The organism is Mesorhizobium huakuii, from assembly GCF_030160235.1.
Taxonomy (GTDB): Bacteria; Pseudomonadota; Alphaproteobacteria; order Rhizobiales; family Rhizobiaceae; genus Mesorhizobium; species Mesorhizobium huakuii.
The window spans coordinates 149,752-168,685 of the sequence record NZ_BSNY01000023.1 but is presented as its reverse complement, the minus strand read 5'-3'; the positions used below and the strand labels follow the sequence as shown (position 1 = coordinate 168,685).

Annotated in this window: 23 protein-coding genes; 7 read left to right on the top strand and 16 right to left on the bottom strand. The window is 64.6% G+C overall.

The annotated features are described in order from the left end of the window. Positions 1-108: 108 nt before the first annotated feature. The 4 genes from QQK95_RS13155 to QQK95_RS13140 are packed head-to-tail and all read left to right on the top strand — an operon-like array spanning position 109 to position 5,210. Positions 109-1,281, top strand: coding sequence for an acyltransferase family protein (locus QQK95_RS13155; protein WP_284272959.1), 1,173 nt, complete (start codon positions 109-111; stop codon positions 1,279-1,281). Next, positions 1,278-2,384, top strand: a complete 1,107-nt coding sequence (locus QQK95_RS13150; protein ID WP_284272958.1) for a glycosyltransferase family 2 protein — start codon at positions 1,278-1,280, stop codon at positions 2,382-2,384. Before QQK95_RS13155 ends, QQK95_RS13150 begins: the two co-directional genes overlap by 4 nt. Positions 2,385-2,388: 4 nt before the next feature. Next, positions 2,389-3,426 carry a glycosyltransferase family 2 protein gene (locus tag QQK95_RS13145; protein WP_284272956.1) on the top strand — a complete coding sequence of 346 codons (1,038 nt, stop codon included), beginning with the start codon at positions 2,389-2,391 and terminating at the stop codon, positions 3,424-3,426. Beyond that, positions 3,426-5,210 (top strand): ABC transporter ATP-binding protein, encoded by a 1,785-nt coding sequence (locus QQK95_RS13140; protein ID WP_284272954.1) that lies wholly within the window; start codon positions 3,426-3,428, stop codon positions 5,208-5,210. The genes QQK95_RS13145 and QQK95_RS13140 overlap by 1 nt, the downstream gene beginning before the upstream one ends. A gap of 570 nt (positions 5,211-5,780) precedes the next feature. Here QQK95_RS13140 and minE read toward each other — a convergent pair. The 7 genes from minE to QQK95_RS13105 form a co-directional block, all read right to left on the bottom strand. Continuing rightward, positions 5,781-6,053: a cell division topological specificity factor MinE gene (minE, locus tag QQK95_RS13135; RefSeq protein ID WP_258582585.1), complete on the bottom strand. Its 273-nt coding sequence runs from the start codon at positions 6,051-6,053 to the stop codon at positions 5,781-5,783. Continuing rightward, positions 6,050-6,865 carry a septum site-determining protein MinD gene (minD, locus tag QQK95_RS13130; RefSeq protein ID WP_010910549.1) on the bottom strand — a complete coding sequence of 272 codons (816 nt, stop codon included), beginning with the start codon at positions 6,863-6,865 and terminating at the stop codon, positions 6,050-6,052. The genes minE and minD overlap by 4 nt, the downstream gene beginning before the upstream one ends. Before the next feature lie 103 nt (positions 6,866-6,968). Continuing rightward, the gene (gene minC, locus QQK95_RS13125; RefSeq protein WP_284272948.1) at positions 6,969-7,793 is read right to left on the bottom strand and encodes a septum site-determining protein MinC; all 825 of its coding nucleotides are present in this window, start codon (positions 7,791-7,793) and stop codon (positions 6,969-6,971) included. A gap of 354 nt (positions 7,794-8,147) precedes the next feature. After that, complete coding sequence (locus tag QQK95_RS13120) at positions 8,148-8,483, bottom strand: hypothetical protein (protein WP_284272946.1); 336 nt, start codon at positions 8,481-8,483, stop codon at positions 8,148-8,150. Between the two features lie 65 nt (positions 8,484-8,548). After that, positions 8,549-9,268, bottom strand: a complete 720-nt coding sequence (locus QQK95_RS13115) for an SDR family oxidoreductase (RefSeq protein ID WP_284272944.1) — start codon at positions 9,266-9,268, stop codon at positions 8,549-8,551. 62 nt (positions 9,269-9,330) lie between these two features. Further along, entirely contained in the window at positions 9,331-9,786 is a 456-nt protein-coding gene (locus tag QQK95_RS13110; RefSeq protein ID WP_284272942.1) for a VOC family protein, read from the bottom strand. A gap of 30 nt (positions 9,787-9,816) precedes the next feature. After that, positions 9,817-10,062 (bottom strand): hypothetical protein, encoded by a 246-nt coding sequence (locus tag QQK95_RS13105; protein WP_284272938.1) that lies wholly within the window; start codon positions 10,060-10,062, stop codon positions 9,817-9,819. A gap of 132 nt (positions 10,063-10,194) precedes the next feature. Between QQK95_RS13105 and gcvA the strand changes: the two genes are divergently transcribed. Next, positions 10,195-11,103: a transcriptional regulator GcvA gene (gene gcvA / locus QQK95_RS13100; RefSeq protein ID WP_284272936.1), complete on the top strand. Its 909-nt coding sequence runs from the start codon at positions 10,195-10,197 to the stop codon at positions 11,101-11,103. A 269-nt stretch (positions 11,104-11,372) separates the two neighbouring features. Here gcvA and QQK95_RS13095 read toward each other — a convergent pair whose 3' ends face one another. Then, positions 11,373-12,812, bottom strand: coding sequence for a LuxR C-terminal-related transcriptional regulator (locus QQK95_RS13095; RefSeq protein ID WP_284272934.1), 1,440 nt, complete (start codon positions 12,810-12,812; stop codon positions 11,373-11,375). A gap of 154 nt (positions 12,813-12,966) precedes the next feature. Between QQK95_RS13095 and QQK95_RS13090 the strand changes: the two genes are divergently transcribed. Both QQK95_RS13090 and QQK95_RS13085 read left to right on the top strand, forming a co-directional pair. Beyond that, positions 12,967-13,260, top strand: a complete 294-nt coding sequence (locus tag QQK95_RS13090) for a hypothetical protein (protein WP_284272932.1) — start codon at positions 12,967-12,969, stop codon at positions 13,258-13,260. A 525-nt stretch (positions 13,261-13,785) separates the two neighbouring features. Continuing rightward, the gene (locus QQK95_RS13085) at positions 13,786-14,346 is read left to right on the top strand and encodes a hypothetical protein (RefSeq protein ID WP_284272930.1); all 561 of its coding nucleotides are present in this window, start codon (positions 13,786-13,788) and stop codon (positions 14,344-14,346) included. Positions 14,347-14,378: 32 nt separating this feature from the next. On the opposite strand, the gene QQK95_RS13080 is transcribed toward QQK95_RS13085, so the two are convergent. From QQK95_RS13080 to QQK95_RS13045, 8 genes are all read right to left on the bottom strand, one after another. Beyond that, positions 14,379-14,528: a hypothetical protein gene (locus QQK95_RS13080; protein WP_284272928.1), complete on the bottom strand. Its 150-nt coding sequence runs from the start codon at positions 14,526-14,528 to the stop codon at positions 14,379-14,381. A 15-nt stretch (positions 14,529-14,543) separates the two neighbouring features. After that, positions 14,544-14,867 (bottom strand): DUF2934 domain-containing protein, encoded by a 324-nt coding sequence (locus QQK95_RS13075; protein WP_284272925.1) that lies wholly within the window; start codon positions 14,865-14,867, stop codon positions 14,544-14,546. A gap of 108 nt (positions 14,868-14,975) precedes the next feature. Continuing rightward, entirely contained in the window at positions 14,976-15,587 is a 612-nt protein-coding gene (locus tag QQK95_RS13070; protein ID WP_284272923.1) for a BA14K family protein, read from the bottom strand. 125 nt (positions 15,588-15,712) lie between these two features. Then, positions 15,713-16,234, bottom strand: a complete 522-nt coding sequence (locus tag QQK95_RS13065; RefSeq protein ID WP_284272921.1) for a DoxX family protein — start codon at positions 16,232-16,234, stop codon at positions 15,713-15,715. A 248-nt stretch (positions 16,235-16,482) separates the two neighbouring features. Further along, the gene (locus QQK95_RS13060; protein WP_020628939.1) at positions 16,483-16,962 is read right to left on the bottom strand and encodes a tetratricopeptide repeat protein; all 480 of its coding nucleotides are present in this window, start codon (positions 16,960-16,962) and stop codon (positions 16,483-16,485) included. Positions 16,963-16,993: 31 nt separating this feature from the next. Continuing rightward, positions 16,994-17,965, bottom strand: a complete 972-nt coding sequence (locus tag QQK95_RS13055) for an MBL fold metallo-hydrolase (RefSeq protein WP_284272918.1) — start codon at positions 17,963-17,965, stop codon at positions 16,994-16,996. Positions 17,966-18,077: 112 nt separating this feature from the next. Then, positions 18,078-18,299 (bottom strand): DUF680 domain-containing protein, encoded by a 222-nt coding sequence (locus QQK95_RS13050; RefSeq protein ID WP_284272916.1) that lies wholly within the window; start codon positions 18,297-18,299, stop codon positions 18,078-18,080. Between the two features lie 53 nt (positions 18,300-18,352). Then, positions 18,353-18,598 carry a DUF680 domain-containing protein gene (locus QQK95_RS13045; RefSeq protein WP_284272914.1) on the bottom strand — a complete coding sequence of 82 codons (246 nt, stop codon included), beginning with the start codon at positions 18,596-18,598 and terminating at the stop codon, positions 18,353-18,355. Positions 18,599-18,934 lie beyond the last annotated feature (336 nt).

Sequence of the window (18,934 nt, the reverse complement as noted above, 5' to 3'; positions counted from 1 at the left end):
GTTTGATAACGTTGGCGTAGCGGCGGGTCTCATGCGCTTTGGCCTGCCGCTCGAAATGGCCCGCTGCCGGCCTCATCGCGGACGCCACGCCGCCCGTGGAAGCTGCTGATGGCAAATGCCCGCGACATCCAGTTGGACGCGCTGAGGGCCATCGCCGTGACGATGGTGATGTATTCCCATTTCTTCGCGGCGGGAGGATCCTCGTTCTGGGGCCATATGGGCGTGCGGCTGTTCTTCGTTCTCAGCGGCTTCCTGATCACCCGCCTGCTCCTGGAAGCGCGTTCGGCCGCCGCGTTTGAAGCCGGCCCCGCGCTGCGTTCCTTCTACATCAGGCGGGCGCTGCGGATATTCCCTCCCTATTTTGCCGTGCTGGGTTTCGTCTGGCTGTTTGATCTGGAGCAGTCCAGGGGATCGCTGGTCTGGCATGCGCTTTACCTGTCGAATTTCTGGTATGCGCTGCGCAACGACTGGAACCCCTGGGTTCTCTGCCATTTCTGGAGCCTGAGCATCGAGGAGCAGTTCTATATCGCCTGGCCGCTGGTCGTCCTGCTGGTCCCATACCGGCGCTTCGAACAGATCTGCATCGGCGTCATCGCGCTGTCGCTGGCCTATCGCTTCTACTGGCCGGTCACCGCCAACCCGGCACTGGCGCGCGACCTGCTGCCGCCGGCATCCATGGACGCGCTGGCGTCGGGCGCGCTGCTTGCCTGCTGGCGGTCGAGGGGCGCCGGCCTGCCGCAATGGATGCGGCTGGGCTGGCCTGCCTTCGCGGCCGCGTTCCTGATGATCGAGTGGTTTGTCCCGGCACCTCCCGATCCGACGCTGGAATGGGCCCGCTGGCTGCTGCTGCAAGTCCTGCCCCTGGTGCCGCTGATAGTAATCGTCGCCGCCTGTTCGCGCGGCCTTGGCGGCATCCCTGGCAGGGTGGCGGAACTGCCGCCGCTGCTCGCCCTCGGCCGTATCAGCTACGGCGTCTATCTCTATCACCCCATACTGTTGTCGCTCGCTATCAAGTCGCAGCCGTGGATTCCGCTCAATGTCTCGGAACAAGGGGCAGGACGGTTCCTGGTTGCAAGCAGCGCCACGATTGTCGTGGCCGCGATTTCCTGGCTGGTTTTCGAAAGGCCGCTCAACAGCCTCAAGCGCCACTTCCCTTATGTCCGGCAAGCCCGGGCCGGTCATGCCGGCTGGTTCGCGAGGCCGGCGCAAGCTTATCCCGGCGGATCGCCCGATGGCCGCGCGCCATCCCTCGACCTTCCGCGAACGGATGCAAGACCATGACCGCCGCGCCGCTCGTCTCCGTCCTGCTGCCGGTCTACAATGCCGGCCCTTACCTCGCAGCAGCACTTGGAAGCATCCTGCGGCAGGACTACCGCCGCCTGGAGATCATCGCGATCGATGACGGATCGAGCGACAATTCGCTCGAGATCCTCGAGCGATACCGGCAGGCCGACAGCCGCGTCTCGATCATCTCGCGCGAAAACCGTGGCCTCGTCGCGACGCTCAACGAAGGCCTGGCGGTCGCGAGCGGCGAGTTGGTCGCGCGCATGGACGCCGACGATGTCGCCTATCCCTGGCGCCTGTCGCGCCAGGTGGCGCTGTTCGAGCAGCGGCCCGAACTCGGCTTCTGCGGCGCCGGCGTCGACATGTTGATCCGCGGCCGCATCGCCAGGGGCAAGCCCGATCCGGTGTTCCGGTTCGGCCGCATGCCCATATTGGCGATGTTCTTCACCATCTTCATGCACCCGACGGTCGTCTACAACAGGAAGGTCATCGAAGACGCCGACCTCCACTACGACTCGACCTACAGGCACGCCGAGGATTTCGATCTCTTCAGGCGGCTGGCCGCTCGCTACCCGGCGGCCATGATGCCCGAGAACCTGGTCGTCTACCGGATCCATCAGGCAAGTGTTACCAGCCGGCACAGCAAGGAGATGCGCAGGACGCATTTGCGCATCGTGGCAGAGAACCTCGAGCGCGAGGGCCTCGCGGAAGCCACGCGGGACCTGCGCGACATCGGCGAAGCGGTCAGCTTCGACACGGTTACCCGCGCGGCCGACTTCATCGTCGCGCTGGAGGAGCGGATCCGCTCGCTGCCGGCCGAGACGCGGCCGAGCTTCGAGGCCGGCGCGCTCAACCTGTTCTATTTCCTCTACCAGCTCGTCGCCGACGAAAGGCAGCCCCCATTGACGCATGAACTGCTGACACGGACCGCGAAGTGGAACGCCATCCGGCGGCGCGAAAAATATGCGCTGCGGCCGGGCGCCTGGGCGCCCTGGCTCAGCCTCGCGTCGCTGTCGGCCGGCAAGCGAGCGGACGCCGTGGAATACTTCTTCAAATCCGCGCCCGCCGCGGCGGTCCTGGCATCTCATCGGGTGGGCTAGAGGCATGACCGTCAAAGCCCACCAACCTCTGCAACGCGATCGTTCGACGGCGCTTGGCCTCGCCCCGGCCGGTCCGCGAGCGGAGCGATCGGGCCCGGAAGTCAGCTTCATCATCTGCACGCGCAACCGCGTCGCGGTGCTCGAGGCCTGCATCAAGTCGGTGCAGGCCGCGTGCCGTGCCCACCCCGGCTTCGCGGCCGAGCTCGTGGTCGTCGACAATGGTTCGAGCGACCGCACCGCGGAACGCCTGGCCGGCATCGCCGCCAGGTCGGATATTCCCTTCACGCCCGTCAGCGAGCCGCGCCCCGGACTGGCGGCGGCCCGTAATGCCGGGTTGAGGCGCGCCAGGGGCCGCGTGCTGGTCTTCGTCGATGACGATTGCGCCGTGGATCGCGACTATCTGCGCGACCTGGAGCGACATTATTCCTCCGGGGAACAGGGGCTCATCCGCGGCGGCCGTGTCGAGCTTGGCGATCCCAGGGACTTGCCTTTCACGATCAAGCGATCGCGGGTGCGCGAGCGGCTGACGCCCGATATTCATCCCGGCGGCTTCGTGCTGGGCTGCAACATGACCATGCACCGCGATGTCGCGGCCCGCATCGGCTATTTCGACGAGCGCTTCGGCGCGGGCGGGCCATTGCGGTCGGCGGAGGATACCGATTACCTCGTGCGCGCGGTGCTGCTCGGCATCCCGGTCGAGTATGTGCCCGACATGACGATATTCCATCATCACGGCCGTCGCGATCGCAAAGCCATCGAAAAGCTGCACCGCGACTACAGCCTGGGCAATGGCGGGCTCTGCCTGAAACATGTCCGCCATGCGCCCTGGCTGCTTCGCCATTTCTACTGGGCCGCGAGAGGAGCCTTGCGCGAATTGGCGGGCGGGCCGGCCTTCGATCGCGAACTCGACCTGTCGCACTGGCCGATCGTCGGCATGAATGTGCTCGGCGCGGCCAGATACGCGGCTCTGCTGCTGGCGAGACGGCCGCAGGCCGAGCCGGCGCGGCAGGACCAGCAAGCCAATGCCGAGGCGCCGCTCTGATGCCGTTGCTCCCGCCCAGCCTGCCGATGCTGTTCCGCGCCTTCGGAACGCGGCAACTGCGCCTGGTTCCGGCCGTGGTGGTCCTTGGTCTGGTCGGCGCTGCCCTCGAAGGATTCGGCATCGGCCTGATCATCCCGCTGCTGGGCATCATCATGGGACATGGCGATGCGGCGGGGATGGCCGGCTTCTCCGCTGTCCTCCAGCAGGTCGGATCGGGCTTCAGCGAACGCGACCGGCTTTTCGTCATTTCAGCCGCCATCCTCGGCTCGATCATCCTGAAGAACGTTTTCGCCTTCGCCAACACGCTGCTGACGGCCTTCATCTCCGGCAAGGCCAGCCATTCGATCCGCAGCGCACTGTCGGAGCGGCTCCTGCGGGTCGGCTATCCCTTCTTCCTGCGGCAGAGCCCCGGACGGCTGCTCAACATCATCTCCAACGAATCCTGGCGGGCGTCCGATGCCATCCAGACCATGCTGTCGGCGATCGTCAGCGCATCGGCCGCCATCATCCTGCTGGCCTTCCTGCTGCTCTTGTCCTGGCGCATGACGCTGCTGGTCACGCTCGGACTGGCGCTCGTCCAGATCGCGCACGCCATCCTCTCGGCCAATCTGAAGGGGCCCAGCCGCAGCGTCGCTTCGCGCAACAGCCACCTCGCCTCGCAGATGCTGCATCTGGTGCATGCCGGACGCCTGATCCGCATCTTCGGCCAGGAGGGCCGGGAAAAGGCGATCTTCGACACCGCGTCCGATGCGGTTCGCCGCGCCTCCTTCGTCCTGCAGGTCCGCCAGGGTGCGTTGCCGCCGCTGACGGAGGTTCTCCACGCCATGCTGTTCCTGGCGGTGGTGATCGGCGCCTGGCTGGCGCAGGTGAGTTTCCCGCTGATCATCGCCTTCGTCATCCTGCTCTACCGGCTGCAGCCGCATATGCGGGCCCTGCAGGGATCGTGGAGCCAGCTGCAGGGCCTGAGCGGATCGCTGGAAGAGGTGACATGGATGCTGGATCCCGCGGGCAAGCCCAGGCCGCCGCAAGGCGACGGGCCGTTCCACGGCTTGCGCCAGGGCATCAAGTTCGATGACGTGACGTTCACCTATTCCGGCACGGACCGGCGTGAGGTGGTGCTGCATGCGGCGACGTTCGCAATCAACAGCGGCCGCTCGACGGCGCTGATCGGCCGCTCCGGCGCCGGCAAGACGACGATCGTCAATCTACTGTGCCGCTTCGTGGAACCGGACTCCGGCAGGATCCTCGTCGACGGATCGCCCCTCGACGGGATCGACGCCAGCCAGTGGCGGCGCCACATCGCCCTGGCCAGCCAGGAGCTGGAACTGGTCGACGGCACCATTTTCGAGAACATAAGCTATGGGCAGGACGCGGCGACGCTGGGCGACGCCGAGCGCGCCGCCAAGCTGGCCGAGGCGCATGAGTTCATCGAACGGCTGCCCCAGGGCTACGAGACACTCGTTGGCTACAGGGGCGTCAATCTGTCGGCGGGACAGCGGCAGCGCATCGCACTGGCCAGGGCGCTGGTGCGCGACCCCGATCTGCTCATCCTCGACGAAGCCACCAATGCCGTCGACGGGCTGTCGGAAGCGGCCATCGTCGAGACCCTGAAATCGAGGGCGGGACGGCGCACGACCATCGTCATCAGCCACCATCACAGCACCATCTCGTTCTGCGACGACGTGGTGATCCTGAGCGGCGGACGGGTGAAGAAACAGGCCCCTTTCGGCGCCCTGGCGTCACTCTCGATGGACGAGCTTTACCAGCATGAACCGCAGGACTGACAGGGGCCGGGGCCACGATTCCCGGTGCGCCGCTCGGCCATCCGAATCAAAGGCCCATGACGTACCGCTGGCACCCTGCGCGATCGCACCAATGCCATGCGGTGCCCGGACTCGCTACCGTTCCTTCGCGGCGGACCTGTCGATCCGCCCGGGCCGGTGCCCATCGCTTACTCTCCAGATGCGGCGCCGGCCTCCAACTCCTGCAGGGCGCGCTGCCCCCACCCCGCTGCTTCGCAGCGACCCTCCCCACGAGGGGGAGGGTGAAGAGGCGTCTTGCCTGCCGGCGGAACAGCACTTTTGTCGCAGATCGGGAAAGGCTCGCTCCCTACCTCCCCCTTGTGGGGGTCCGAAGGACGGGCGAGACCCGTGGCTCGCCCCGGCACTTTGGCTCGGGCGAAGCCCGAGACGGAGCGGGGGAATGGCTCGGCCTCAACGAAATTCAGAGGGAACCGGCGAGCGTCGCGCTGCCCCCTCTCCGACCGCTTCGCGGCCACCTTGCCGGGGCGAGCCACGGGTCTCGCCCGTCCTTCGGACCCCCCGCTTTGCGGGGGCGAGGAAATGGCGTCGGCGCTAGCCGGCTATCGCCATCGGCACGGCGCTCTTGTTGGGGATCTGGATATCGATCTCCAGCGTCGACATGGTCTCGCCGCGCTCCATCGAGACCTGCAGGTAATCCTGGTCGATCTGCACGTGCTTGGCGATTACCGCCATGATCTCCTCGCGCAGGATGGAGACGAGGTCGGGCTGGCTGCGGTTGCGGCGCTCATAGGCGAGCAGCACTTGCAGCCGCTCGCGCGCCACCGGCGCGCTGGAGCGCCGCTTGAAAAGGTCGAACACGTTCATGCCGCCCTCCTTCCCAACAGACGGTCGAGGAAACCCTTGCGCTCGAAGGGGACGACGACCGGGAGATCCTCGCCTTCCAGCCGCCTTGCGGCGTCGATATAGGCCTTGGCCGCGGTGTTGAGCGGCTCCGACAGCGTCACCGGCGCGCCGAGGTTGGAAGCGCGCAGCACGTCCTGGCTCTCCGGAATGATGCCGAGCAGCGGCACCGACAGGATTTCCAGGACATCGTCGATGCTGAGCATTTCACCGCGCGCGGCCCGCCCCGCGTCATAGCGGGTGACCAGCACGTGCTTGGCGATCTGCTCGCCCTGTTCGGCGCGCATGGTGCGGGCGTCGAGCAGGCCGATGATGCGGTCGGAATCGCGCACCGACGACACTTCCGGATTGGTGACGATGACCGCCTCGTCGGCAAAGCGCATGGCGAGCTGCGCGCCGCGCTCGATGCCGGCCGGGCTGTCGCAGAAGACATAGTCGAACACGGAGCGCAGCTTGTCGATCACCTCGCCGACGCCCTCTTCCGTCAACGCGTCCTTGTCGCGCGTCTGCGAAGCCGGCAGCAGGAACAGCGTGTCGACCCGCTTGTCGCGGATCAGCGCCTGCGACAGTTTTGCGGTGCCCTGGATGACATTGACGAGGTCGAACACCACGCGGCGTTCGGCGCCCATGATCAGGTCGAGGTTGCGCAGGCCGACGTCGAAATCGACCAGCGCCACCTTCTTGCCGGTCTTGGCCACGGCGGCACCGAGCGCCGCCGTCGAGGTGGTCTTGCCGACGCCCCCCTTGCCCGAAGTGACCACCACTACCTTGCCCATGAAAAAAGCCTCCGTTGTTGTTCGTTTTATCCCGGGCCGGCTTGCCGGCCTTCAGTTGGCCGCACCGGCCTGTTTTCTCAGTCGGCCGCCCTGACGACCGTTCTCAGCTCAAAGTCTCGACGCGCAGGCCGTCGCCGTCGAGGAAGGCCTGCACCGGTTTGCCGCGCGACACCCCTTCCATCTCCTCGGCGGTGATGTACCAGCCGTCGACCGACAGAAGCTCGGCCTCGTTGCGGCGGCAGAAGATGCGCGCGGCGGTGTTGCCGAGCGCGCCCGCCGAAGCGCGCCCGCGCAGCGTGCCGTAGACATGGATCGAACCGGCGGCGACGATCTCCGAACCGGACGCGACCGAGCCCAGCACGATGACGTCGCCATGCGCGTGCATGATCGCCTGGCCGGAGCGGATCGGCGCCTTGATCATCAGCGTGCCCGAATCGTAGTGCGAAACCTGCGGCTCGCTTTCATCGGTCTTGCTTGCGCCAGCCTTGCCCTTGGCAACGCCGCCGGCGTCCGTGCGCGCGTCGATGGCGTGATCCCTGCCCTCGGCGGCCTTGCCTTCCCTGCCGGAACCCTCTTGCCCGCCCTTGCGGCCAGGCAGTAGCCCATCCGTCGTCGCCTCCTTGGCGCCGACCAGCAGAGGCGGCAGGTCGGGCCCGAGCGAGGCCCCTTCCAATTCGATGGCATAGATGCGAATGCCGCGCGTCCCGAGCTCCGCTACCAGTGCCGCGATCTCGCTCGGCTGCGGCTTCAAAACGTTCAGATCGAGCAGCACCGGCCGCCCGGCAAAATAGCCCGGCGAGTTGCCGATCCAGTGATCCAGCCCCTGCAGCCACTCCACCATGGGCGCTTCCGGGGTCAATGTGAAAGCGACGAAAGAACGGGCACGAAAGCGAATGGATTTGGCCTCGAGGGGAGCGGCAAAGGTCACGGCTGGCGAATCCTTACTGAGAGGTAAACGCTAGCGAGGGAATGGTTAACGAATGGTTAACGAGGGGTGGTGGGCAACGTGGCAATCTTCGAGAAAATTGGAAGGTCAGCTAAACGCCAGTTGCGGCCAATACCCGCAACACACTGAATGTCTTGATAGGGGCCGGGAGCAGATCGTCGGCTCTTGGGGCACAGAAGCGAATTGCTGCCGATAAGCGCGGGTTGGTCTAGCGACGGTTCCGACCCTTTTTCAGCCATTTGCGCTTCGGTCCGCGATGACCGCTTCTGGCCCCACAGCGGACGGCCGCAGCCGGCCGCCTGATGGTCATGACCTGAGCGGACATGTGCAGCCACCTCACGGTAGGGCATCTCCCGGAAAGCTGTAGCACGGTAGCACCTCGCAGTTCATCATCCCCAAGTGGACGCAAGGATCGCCCTGCATGATGGCGCTAGCTTCATCGACTGGTACGGTAAGGACGGCGACACCACAAATGGTATCGGAGGTGACAGGACACAGGATCGCGATTTTGCCGTCCCGCCGCAGTTCCACCATTCGTCGCTGATGCGCGTTTTCCGTCTCGACTGCACCGTTTTGACGCCTTGCTGGTCCCCAGCGCAGAATAACCAAACTGTAAGGGCGCGCGGTTGCCGCCAATTGGCGGACATCTTCGTCGGTAACGGGCCTTTTCATGTCAGATCCTTCGAATAGTTGGCTGCATCGTCGTTCGGCGACGGCCGTTGTCATGCCGGTCAGCGCTAGATGAGGCGCTGGCCGCCGTCGATGTGTAGGGTTTCGCCGGTGGTGAAGTCGCTCTCCATAGCGTGGATGTAGGCAGGGGCGATGTCGGCTGACGTGGCGATGCGACCAATCGGGAGCTGAGCAGCCATGGCGTCGAAGTAGGCAGCCTTGGCGTCGCCAACGAGCTCATCGAACATAGGCGTATCGACCCACCCTGGAGACACGATGTTGACCCGGGATGGCGCGAGCTCGAGCGACAGAGCCCGGGCGAAGTAGCTGAAGCTGCCGGCAATAGCCGAGACAACGGCGCCACCGGGGACTGGCGGCTTGTCCTTGTTGATGCCGGAAGTGTAGGTCATCGAGCCTCCCCGCTTGATTCGGCGCGCGGCATGTTTGGCGAGGAGCACGGCGCCGATCAGCTTGTTGTCGACGAAGCGGCGAATCTCGTCTGTGTCGGTGTCGGCGATCGGGTCACCGGGCGGCGGCGCACCTGCGGTCGAGACGAGATGATCGAAGCTGTTGATGCCGGCAAAGGCCGCCGCGATTTCGGCCTCGCGTGTCATGTCGGCGGTGACGGTTTCGACGCGCCCGTCGGCGGCGAGCGTCCGCTGCGCCTGCAGCAGCTTGTCCTGTGAGCGGCCGACTATGACCAGGTGTGCGCCGCGCCCGAGCGCGGCTTTTGCGACACCCAGACCAATGCCGGAGCTGCCTCCGACGACGACGACTTTCGTGCCCATAAGCGATGCCATGGGAGTTCTCCCTTGTCAGGTTGTGGTGAGAGTCGATGCGGTGCCGCGGACTAGCCGCGATAGGCACGTTCGAGATCGGCGATGACGATCTTTTTCATCTTGTACATGGCCTGCAGCACGCGCCCGGCCTTCTCGCGGTCTGGATCAGCCACGAGCTGGAGCAGGCGTGTCGGCGAGACCTGCCAGTAAACACCGAACTTGTCGGTGAGCCACCCGCAGGGCTGCTCCTTGCCGCCGTCGGCGGTAAGGGCGTTCCAGTAGTAGTCGGTCTCGGCCTGGTCGGCAGTCTCGACGAGAAACGAGAAGGCCTCGTTGTAGTGCGCGGACGAATTGGCGTTGAGCGCAACGACGGGCTGGCCCGCGAGCTCGAAGCGAACGACGGAGAGTGCAGGATCCGGCATCACGTCGCGTGACAGGATTTTGGAGTCCTTGAAGATGGACGTGTAGAACGCCATCGCCTCTTCGGCCTGGTTCTTGAACCAGAGATGGGGAAAGACCTTGGGCATTTGTTCAATCCTCTGGGTTGGATGGCGCGGTTAGCAGCGGTCGCGGAGGGAGCGGATCGAGCCGTCCCAATCGCGTTCGTAGCGGAGGTCGCGGAGCATGTGATCGGAGAGAAGGGTCAGTCGCCGCTCCATGAAGCGCTGCTGGATCGCCGCGATCATGAGCATGGCGAAGGCCCGGATGGTCGCCCGCAGGGTGGCGGCCACTTCGACCGCGGTGCCGAAGGCGGACGGGATCTGGTGGTCAGAAGCGTAGGCGGTTGCATGAAAATTGCTCACCAGGTGTTCCTTTCGTTTGGTGTGTCGTTGGTGGAAACCGCTGTTTCCATAGCCATGAATCTGTGCGCTTCAGGCCTCGACCACAAACGAGTATTGCTGCATGATGTGTGAGTAGAACTCACAGGTCCGGGCATGGCTCGAAAGCTTCCACCCCTGACGACGCTGCCGGCCTTCGACACGGCGGCGCGTTATCTCAGCTTCACCAAAGCCGCCGCTGAGCTGAACCTCACGCACGGGGCGATCAGCCGTGCGATCCGCAACCTCGAGGATCAACTGGGCGTCCAGCTCTTCGAGCGCGGGACGCGATCGGTCAGCCTGACCCCAGCTGGAGCCGCCTATGCGGCCGAGATCGGGGCGGCGCTCGACCAGATCAGCGCTGCAACACTGGTGGCCAGCGCGCCGCGATCGGCGGGTGTCCTCACCGTCAGTACGTCGGATGGCTTTGCTGGACGCTGGCTGGTGCCCAGGCTCTACCGCTTCCACCGCGCCAACCGGGACATCGATGTCCGCATCGCGACCTCGGGATTGCTCGCCGACTTCGTGCGCGACGGCATCGACATCGCGATCCGCTACGGCAGCGGCGAATACGAAGGTGTGGTTTCGGAACTGCTGTCGGAGGTCGATGTATTCCCGGTCTGCAGCCCGGAACTCCTCAAGGGCCAGCATCCGCTGCGCGAACCTGCCGACCTGCGGCACCACACGCTGATCCATGACGGCTTTCCCATAGATTGGGCGACATGGCTGGAGCGGGCCGGCATCAGCGATATCAACCCCAATAGCGGCGTTCGGTTCGACTCGGCGACCTACGCGACAGAGGCCGCCGTGCATGGCGAGGGCGTCCTGCTTGGGCGCAGCACGCTGGTGTCGGCCGATCTCGCCTCGGGTCGCCTGGTGCGACCGTTCGGCCAGGAAATCAAGGCCAGCTCCAGATACTATGTTGTCTATCTCGCCAGTGCCCTTCGGCAGCGAAAGGTCAGAGCGTTCCGCGACTGGCTGCTAGCCGAGAGCGACATCGACAATGAGCACCGACGTTCAGAGTGAGGCTGCCCCTGACACCATGGCCCGCGATTGGCGCTTAGCTGACGTCGGCGGCTGGTTGTCGACATGGCAGCTATCCACCCCAGTCCCGCCGTCAGGGCGTGGTTGCGCTGATGTAGTGGGAACGACAGATTAGGGGCCGATTCCGGTCAGGCGGCTTTCGGGAACTGCCCTGCGAAAGCAGACGCTAACCGGGAGAGCGCCTCGTTCCGACATGCGGGCTTTTGTGGCTTGTCTTCGCCGTCAACTCGGGTCGGGCGTTTCGGAAGGCCTCAGTCGCGCCTCGCCAGTTGCTGGGCGGCGTGGCGAATGGCATGCACGGCGTCGGGGTTGGTCACGGGATAGCTGGTGATGAAGCGTTCGACCGAAAAGTCTGCGAATTCGGTTTTCAAGCGGGCTTCGATCCTGGCCGCCTCGCCGGCCTCGCCCACGGCCGCATGCGCCAGCGCCAAAAACAACAGCACATTCGGAGAATTTAGCGTGCTTCTGCGCAGCGCCGCAATGGCTTCCCTGTGCCTGCCGACGGTGAACAGGATGCGGCCCAGCATGCCGAAATACCAAGGTGGGGCCAGCGGATTGAGGTGCATGGCGCGCTCGATGAGCGGCATCGCCTCGGCTGGATCGCCTGCGACCAGCGCCTTGCTGCCGGCAAGCGTCGCCAGCGTATCGGCATGGTTGGAGCCATATTCGAAGGCGCGGCGATACGCGCGCTCTGCTCCTTCGAGATCTCCGAGACATCCCCTGAGATCGCCAAGGCAATTGCAGGCAATACTGTCCATCGGGTCGAGCAGAATTGCGTTTTCAACCGCCGTCCGCCAGTTCTCGATCGAGACCTGAGCATCGTCGCCGAAGCCGTTGGCGCCCTCGATCGAATAGGCATAGGCAAGCGCGGTCCAGGCCCTGACCAGGGTGGGGTCAAGTTCCAGCGCGCGCGAAAACAGGCGTATCGCTTCGGCGGTGCCGGCGCGGCTGAATGTGTCCTGCTGTTCAACGCCAAGAAGATAACAATCGTAGGCCCGCAGACTGGCGGGCGGTTTGCGGCGAATGGCTTTACGGCCGACCGTGGCTAGCGCGCCGTAGCTACCGGCGATCACATTGATGACACTTTCGGTCAGGTTGTCCTGCAGCGCAAAAATATCCTCGACCTGGCGGTCGTAGCGCTCGCTCCACAGGCTGACGCCGCTGTCCGCATCGGCGAGTTCTATTGATAGCCGGACCCGCCGCTCGTCGGCGCGCAGTTGACCCGACACGATATAGGTGGCGCCAAGCGCCTTGCCGTCGGCGGCGAAGTCGGCTGGCTTGCTGCCCAGAGATTTCATGGTGTGGAAGGCGATAACCGGCAGGTCCGCGTAGCGCGCTAGGTCGATGGTGATGTCCGACGACAGGCCGTCGGCAAAGCGGCGCCATCGCTCTTCCGACGTCTGGCATTCGATGGGGAACATGGCGAGCACCGGAGAGGCGCCTGGCAAACGCGGCAGCCCGTCCATGCCAGCGCCGAGAGCTCCATTGATGTGAGAGGCAAGCGCGACTTTGTTACGCACGCCGAGCTTGTCGTAGATCGACGCGAGATGAGTGCGCACCGTCGAGGGGGCGATGAACAGCGCCTCGCCGATCTCGCGATAAGTCAGTCCGGCGGCGAATTTTTCAGCCACCGCGCGCTCCCGATCGGACAGCGCGTCGTGACCCGGCGAAGATGTCGCGATGCGGCTCATGGCAGACCCGATCGGCACGGTTTCAGCTGTTGCCGAGGCAAAATACTACAAATGCAGGAACTCGAATACAGCATCTGCCTGATCCCAACGCAGGAGCACGCAGTGCAAGCTCCTTACCGCAAAAATTGGTTGCAATGGGCCACGGGAGACTCTCATGCGCGTTGTTTCGATTGGGCTGGTATTCGCGGTTCTGGGTTTGTCCGCAGCATCGACGCCGTCATTCGCAAGCGGATGCAGGCAGCTGCTGGAGTCGGACGTGAAAATCGCCAGCATGCGCCTCTATGCCGACATGTTGGCCAATGCCGCCCGTAGGGGCTGGAACTACGCGCCTGAATGGATCGTCAGTGGCTCAAAGAGGCATTTCGACGAGTTGAAACTCCGATTAATCGACGACGGCTACGAGATCGTGCCGGTCGGTCGCCCACTTCAATGCGACATCGAAGGCTGATCGCCAAGTAGTGCTGGTACTCGGTTTCAGGATTGATGACACGTCATTCCGCAGCCTTGGCCAGTCGGCATCAACGAAGCAAAGCAGCGAGGGAGTGATTCTCTTCCTCGAACTGGGCAGGCTCTCGTATGGCGAACAACCTCGCGGACAAAACGTAGACCTGAAGCCTCCATGGATGACGTCTGCTTTTGGGCAATAGCCAAGATACTCTTAATGACCAGTGTCAGGCGCAAAGCTGCCGTGTGCTTAGCGGAATTAAGAGTAAACCGGTCACGCAAGCTTGCAGCGTATCGCTATCGCGGTCGCCATACGCACCGGACAGCCCTTCCTCACCGCCGTTTGAAATACTGCACCTCCCGCTCATGCTTCTCCGCCGCCTCCCGCGTGTCAAACGTCCCAGATTCCGCCGTTTGCCGGTCTTCTCGTCCTTCTTGCGTGAATAAAGCCGGTATTTGCCGTCCTTGATTTTGCGCATCATCTCGCCGGTCAGGATTTGGCCTCGATCAGAATCGCGTTGCCTCCCCCGTGGAGTTCTCGAACCCACCCATGCTAGCCTCCATCGAACCGGCTGAAGCTCGGGGGCAAGTCATGTTGGATCAATGGACTGATTTCTTCGTCATGGTGGGCGGCGGCGCGGCGGGGCTGGCCGGGCTGATCTTCGTCGCGATCTCGATCAATCCCGAACGCATTGTCCGCAACACGACGCACAAGAACCGGGCAATCAACATGCTGTCGGGCTTCAGCGCGATTTTCATGGCATGCAGCCTTGCGCTCCTGGGTGGTCAGTATCTTCCGGCACTCGGCTTCGAATGGCTTTTGCTCTGGGGCATCGCAACGTTCATCTTCGTCAGGGGATATGTCGTGGCCATCAAGGCGGGGATGAGTTCCATCGGATTGACCGGGCCGCGGCTGGCGGGCGGCACGATGTGTTACCTGGCCGAGGTTGCAGGCGCGATCTTGCTTATTCTCGGGCGCGGCGTAGGGCTCTACATCGCGGCCCTTGGAACCATCGTCCTGTTCGCCTTCCTCATTTCGGGCGCATGGCTCCTCATCATCGGCATCTACGAAGAGCCGGCCAGGGGATGAGCTGTACGCCAAGCGGCGCAGAGGCAAGCGCCTCAATGCCGTTTGAAATACTGCACCTCCTTCTCATGCTTCTGCGCGGCTTCCCGCGTGTCGAACGTGCCCAGATTCCGCCGTTTCCCGGTCTTCTCGTCCTTCTTGCGGGAATAAAGCCGGTATTTGCCGTCCTTGAGTTTGCGGATCATCTCAGCCCTCCCTGATCAGGATTTGGCGCTCTTCCGGGCCTTGAGGCCGCGTGCTGCCTGCTCCACCGCCGCCCGGTCGGTGCCCAGGCGGTCGAGCAGCGCCTGCGCCTCGTCGCCCGATATGCCGGTGCGCCTGGCCAGTTCCTCGACCTCCAGCACGTCGGTGCTGGCGATCTCGCGGGTCTGCGGCAAGGCATCGTCGGCCGTCAGCGGCAGGGCCGCTTCCCTGTCGATCTCAGCCTCGGCCCGGTGCCAGTGATGCTCGGGATCGCCGCCGCCTTCTCGCTCCCAGATCTGGTATGCGCGCTTCTGGATCTTCTCGTGCCGTTCGTCGCCCATTGTCGTTCCTCCTTCGTGTCAGGGAAGAACGCCGCGGCGATGGGATTGATCCAAAAAATCTGCGTGATCTCTGGTCCAGGCGGAGCTGGGTGGGAGGGCGCGCGGCGCCTATTCGCACTGGCGCCTGGGTCCGCCGGAATAGGGCTGGTAGCTGTTGTCCTCGGGACGGTAGGAGCGGTAGCGGCTGAAGCAGGATTGGACGTGGTCGTCCGAAAGGTCCGCTGTCGCGACCAGAGGCGCCGCGCCGCCCTCGACATAGCTGACTTCGGCGGGCTGCTGCGCGGCCCGGCCGGCGTCGGCACTGGTCTCGAGATAGGGCGAGACGCAGGGGCGCCGCTGTCCGCTGTAGGACATGTAGCTGTTGTCGTCGGGATTGTAGGAGCGGTAGCGGTCCGCGCACCAGCTGACATGGGCGGCCGGCAGCCTGGCCTGCTGCTCGCCGGCATCGGGCGCCACGGCGGTTGTCCTGGTCGGGTCGACCGACTGCACCCTGGCGGCGGCGTCGGGTGCCGGGGGCTGCGCGGCGGCCACGCGCTCCAGGCCCGGCGCGGCCTTGTCGACGGGCTGTGCGTCCTTGGTCCACAGCTGCGAGACACTGTCGGCGGGCCGGGCCTGATGCACGGGCTTGGCGACAATCAGCCATGCGGCGAAAGCCAGCCCGCTGGCAAAGACCGCAAGGGTCAGGACGAAGCCTGCGACCAGTGCCAGAACCGCTTTCATCACACACTCCTTGAGCCCTCGCTAATAGAATGCGGGGGATCAGGACTGGTTCCAGCGAGCGAGCGCATTGCAGGGGTCGGCACGGGAGCGGCATGGCGATGCGCCAGGCGGACGGCCTTGCTGCCTCAAACCGGCAGCCGCACATCCACGGAGAACTGGTTCTCCACCGCCAGCAATGCCCTGACCATCTCCTTGTCGCGCTGGCGCTTCTGCAGATAGCCGGCCAGCAGCCAGTCCAGCGAGATCCGGCCGGCGCCGACGGCGGCCAGCACGAACATGCCGCCTGATATGGCCAGATCCTTTTCGAAATGCAGCAGCTCGTTCTGGCTGGTGAAGTTGGTGTGGAACAGTAAGGCCGTGGCCAGGCAGAACAGGCCGAGCCCGATGCCGCCCAGCCGCGTCAGCAGGCCCGAAGCCACCGAGAGCCCTGCCCCCAGTTGCAGCGCGATGGTGGCGACGAACAGCGGCAGGCCGACGCCCTGCGCCGCCATCGCCCTGGCGGCGCCGTCGAAATGGGTGGCCAGCGTCACGCCTTCATGCAGGAAGATGAAGGACATGAGCAGGCGGCCGGCAAGCAGGGTCACGTCCCTGATGTGGTATTTGATGGCGAGGCCGGTGAGCTTCGCGGCGAGGTCGTTCGGTGTCATGGTCAGCCTCCATTTTTGGGCACAGGCAGGCGCCGCCCGCCGTGGGCGAGAACGGCGCTGCCGATGTGAGTTCGAAAAGGCCGGAGCCGGCTCGAGGGAGAGGCGCCGGCTCCGGCAATGGGCGCCAGCCACGAGCGCCCAAACTTTGGTGGGTGGGGATCGGTCGGCGCAGGCCCCCCACTCCGTCTCGGCTTCGCCGAGCCACCTCTCCCCCCGCTTTGCGGAGTGAGAGGAAATGGCGCGCGGCTTTACTGCGTCACCTTGGTGTCGATGGCCTTCTGCAGGTCGGAAAGCTCCTCGCAGCCGGCTGGGCAGAGCTTCTGCAGCGAGGCCAGCTGCTCCTTGGCCTTGTTCATGTCGCCGGTCTCGACATAGAGCTCGCCCAGATATTCGCGGGCGGCCTTGTGGTCGGGCTTCAGCTCCAGCGCCTTGTTGTAGTAGGTCAGCGCGGTGGTGACGTCGCCAGTCTTGCGCAGCGTGAAGCCGAGCAGATTGTAGACGTCGGCCTGCTGGTTGTCCTGCGCGAGGTCGCGCAGATCGGCCAGCGCGCCCTTGTAATCCTTGGCGGCGATCTTGGCCTGGACTGCGGTGAGGTCGGGCGCATCGGCGCCCTCGATATCGTCCACCGCATAGGCCGGCATGATCGTTGCGACGGGAACGACGGTCAGCACGGCGATGGCGCCGAGCAGGCCGAACAGGGCATTTCTGCCCAAAAGAAGCTGTTTCATTGTCTTTCTCGCTTGGTCCTGGGTTACCCGTTCAAATCTGAACGGGCGTGAAGCCATAGGCATTGCCGTCCTTGACGAAGACGCCTGTGCCGGGGAACGGGAAGTGCGACCCGGAAATGCGGATATTGTCCGCGATCACCCGGTCGATGATCTTGTGGCGCGTGGTGATCGCGGTCGGCCCATCCTGGTCGTAGGCGCCCTGCCACTCCGGATGCGGCGCCAGCAGCGCCGGCACATACATGGTGTCGGCCGAGACCATCAGCTGTTCCTTGCCGGAATTGGCGAGGTACACCGAATGTCCCGGCGTGTGGCCGGGCGCGGCGATGATCTGGATGCCGGGCGCCACCTCCGCGCCGTCCTCGACCAGCTTCCAGTTCTTCCATTTCGGGAAGTTCTCGGCGATGCGCTTGCCCGCCGGCTTGCGGCCCTCGGGCAGCTTGGCCAGCCGGCTCGGGTCGGTCCACCAATTGTATTCGGTGGCGTTGACGATCAGCTCGGCATTGGGGAACACCGGCGTGTTGGTGCCCTTCTCCATCAGGCCCCAGACGTGGTCCGGATGGAAATGCGAGATCATGATGGTGTCGATCGCCTTGTAGTCGATGCCTGCGGCGGCCATGTTGGCCGGCAGGTGCGTGGCGTTGGCCTGCCACTGGCCGACGCCAGAGCCCGCATCCATCATGATCAGCTTGCCCCCCATCTTCAGCACGACGACGGTGAGCGGGATGGGCATGAACTCGGTGGTCAGCCCCGCCTTGGCGAGGGCCGCCTTGGTGTCTTCGACCGAGACATCCTTGATGAAGGCCGGGTCGTGCGGCTTCTTCCAGATGCCGTCATAGATGGCGGTCACCTCGATGTCGCCGACCGTGTATTTGTAGAAGCCGACGGTCGGCTCAACGGGCGTCTCGGCGAAAGCGGGGCGGGTGAATTCGAGCTTGCCGGCAAGGCCGAAGGCGGCAGCGGCGGCGGCGGATTGAAGCACTGTGCGGCGTGTCATGCTGAACATGGTGGTCTCCTGGGTTGTTGTGGCGGAAGGGCGACGGAGGGCCACGCCACATGGCCCTCCGTCCTGATCGCGGGCTGGGTCAGGTCTCTCGAGAGTGGTCCGGACCCAGAACTCAGTTGCCCCAGATGCCCTGGCCTGGTTCGTCCGCGTCAGATTTCATCGTCGCCTGGACATCGTGCCGGGCCATGTCGGCCTTGCGGATCGAGGCGGTGTAGGTGTTGTCGACCGTGGCGGCCGTCTGGTTGGCGGTGCGGTCGCCGAAATGGTCGCTGCCGGCAAAGGCGCCGATGGTGGCAACGAGGATGGCGGCAGCGGTGAGAGCGAGGATTTTCATGTCGGTGCTTCCTGTCTGTGAGGTTTGAGAAGGCGTCAGATGGTCGGGGGCGCTCAGCGGCCCCAGAGACCGTCGTCGTTGTGCCGGTTGATCATGTCCTGGACCGACCCCTGGCTCGGCCCGGTCGTCACCTTGGTGTCGACGCCGGCCGCATGCGCCGTGTAGGGGATCGAGGCGGTGGCATTGGTGTCGACGGAAGCGACAGGCTGGTTGGAGTTGTTGGCGCCATGGTCGCTGCCCGCAAAGGCAGAACTTGAGGCAAGCAACATCGCGGCCACGCTGAGAGCGAGCTTGGTCATTTTCGTAAATCCTTGTTTCGTTTCTTCGCGTCGCGGGCCGGCAGATTGGCCCCGCTGAAGGGAAGACCCGGCAAGGCGGTGCTTTATTCCCGAGGGTGATGAGATTTTTTGGAAGGCGCGGATTTGAGGGTCGCGACCAAGCAGAACCTGGGTTCCTCGCCCCACGGACGTGGGGGGGCCGGCGGACGGGCGAGACCCGTGGCTCACCCCTTTTGCGCGGCTCTCCAGCCCGTTCGCATGGCCTCAGACACAATTCAGAAACAAGTTTCAACAATTCGGAAAAACTGGCGAAAAAATCGGATGGCATAACCATCCTGCGGGGGACTGCGTGGACTT

What these genes read in the sequence shown, in the direction of transcription:
- QQK95_RS13080 (WP_284272928.1), bottom strand. Translation starts at nt 14,528, where the DNA reads ATGATCCGCAAACTCAAGGACGGCAAATACCGGCTTTATTCCCGCAAG.
- minD (WP_010910549.1), bottom strand. Translation starts at nt 6,865, where the DNA reads ATGGGCAAGGTAGTGGTGGTCACTTCGGGCAAGGGGGGCGTCGGCAAG.
- QQK95_RS13055 (WP_284272918.1), bottom strand. Translation starts at nt 17,965, where the DNA reads ATGTTCAGCATGACACGCCGCACAGTGCTTCAATCCGCCGCCGCCGCT.
- QQK95_RS13155 (WP_284272959.1), top strand. Translation starts at nt 109, where the DNA reads ATGGCAAATGCCCGCGACATCCAGTTGGACGCGCTGAGGGCCATCGCC.
- minE (WP_258582585.1), bottom strand. Translation starts at nt 6,053, where the DNA reads ATGAACGTGTTCGACCTTTTCAAGCGGCGCTCCAGCGCGCCGGTGGCG.
- QQK95_RS13145 (WP_284272956.1), top strand. Translation starts at nt 2,389, where the DNA reads ATGACCGTCAAAGCCCACCAACCTCTGCAACGCGATCGTTCGACGGCG.
- QQK95_RS13110 (WP_284272942.1), bottom strand. Translation starts at nt 9,786, where the DNA reads ATGCCCAAGGTCTTTCCCCATCTCTGGTTCAAGAACCAGGCCGAAGAG.
- QQK95_RS13075 (WP_284272925.1), bottom strand. Translation starts at nt 14,867, where the DNA reads ATGGGCGACGAACGGCACGAGAAGATCCAGAAGCGCGCATACCAGATC.
- QQK95_RS13115 (WP_284272944.1), bottom strand. Translation starts at nt 9,268, where the DNA reads ATGGGCACGAAAGTCGTCGTCGTCGGAGGCAGCTCCGGCATTGGTCTG.
- QQK95_RS13060 (WP_020628939.1), bottom strand. Translation starts at nt 16,962, where the DNA reads ATGAAACAGCTTCTTTTGGGCAGAAATGCCCTGTTCGGCCTGCTCGGC.
- QQK95_RS13090 (WP_284272932.1), top strand. Translation starts at nt 12,967, where the DNA reads ATGCGCGTTGTTTCGATTGGGCTGGTATTCGCGGTTCTGGGTTTGTCC.
- QQK95_RS13095 (WP_284272934.1), bottom strand. Translation starts at nt 12,812, where the DNA reads ATGAGCCGCATCGCGACATCTTCGCCGGGTCACGACGCGCTGTCCGAT.
- QQK95_RS13050 (WP_284272916.1), bottom strand. Translation starts at nt 18,299, where the DNA reads ATGAAAATCCTCGCTCTCACCGCTGCCGCCATCCTCGTTGCCACCATC.
- QQK95_RS13150 (WP_284272958.1), top strand. Translation starts at nt 1,278, where the DNA reads ATGACCGCCGCGCCGCTCGTCTCCGTCCTGCTGCCGGTCTACAATGCC.
- QQK95_RS13070 (WP_284272923.1), bottom strand. Translation starts at nt 15,587, where the DNA reads ATGAAAGCGGTTCTGGCACTGGTCGCAGGCTTCGTCCTGACCCTTGCG.
- QQK95_RS13045 (WP_284272914.1), bottom strand. Translation starts at nt 18,598, where the DNA reads ATGACCAAGCTCGCTCTCAGCGTGGCCGCGATGTTGCTTGCCTCAAGT.
- QQK95_RS13140 (WP_284272954.1), top strand. Translation starts at nt 3,426, where the DNA reads ATGCCGTTGCTCCCGCCCAGCCTGCCGATGCTGTTCCGCGCCTTCGGA.
- QQK95_RS13065 (WP_284272921.1), bottom strand. Translation starts at nt 16,234, where the DNA reads ATGACACCGAACGACCTCGCCGCGAAGCTCACCGGCCTCGCCATCAAA.
- gcvA (WP_284272936.1), top strand. Translation starts at nt 10,195, where the DNA reads ATGGCTCGAAAGCTTCCACCCCTGACGACGCTGCCGGCCTTCGACACG.
- QQK95_RS13120 (WP_284272946.1), bottom strand. Translation starts at nt 8,483, where the DNA reads ATGAAAAGGCCCGTTACCGACGAAGATGTCCGCCAATTGGCGGCAACC.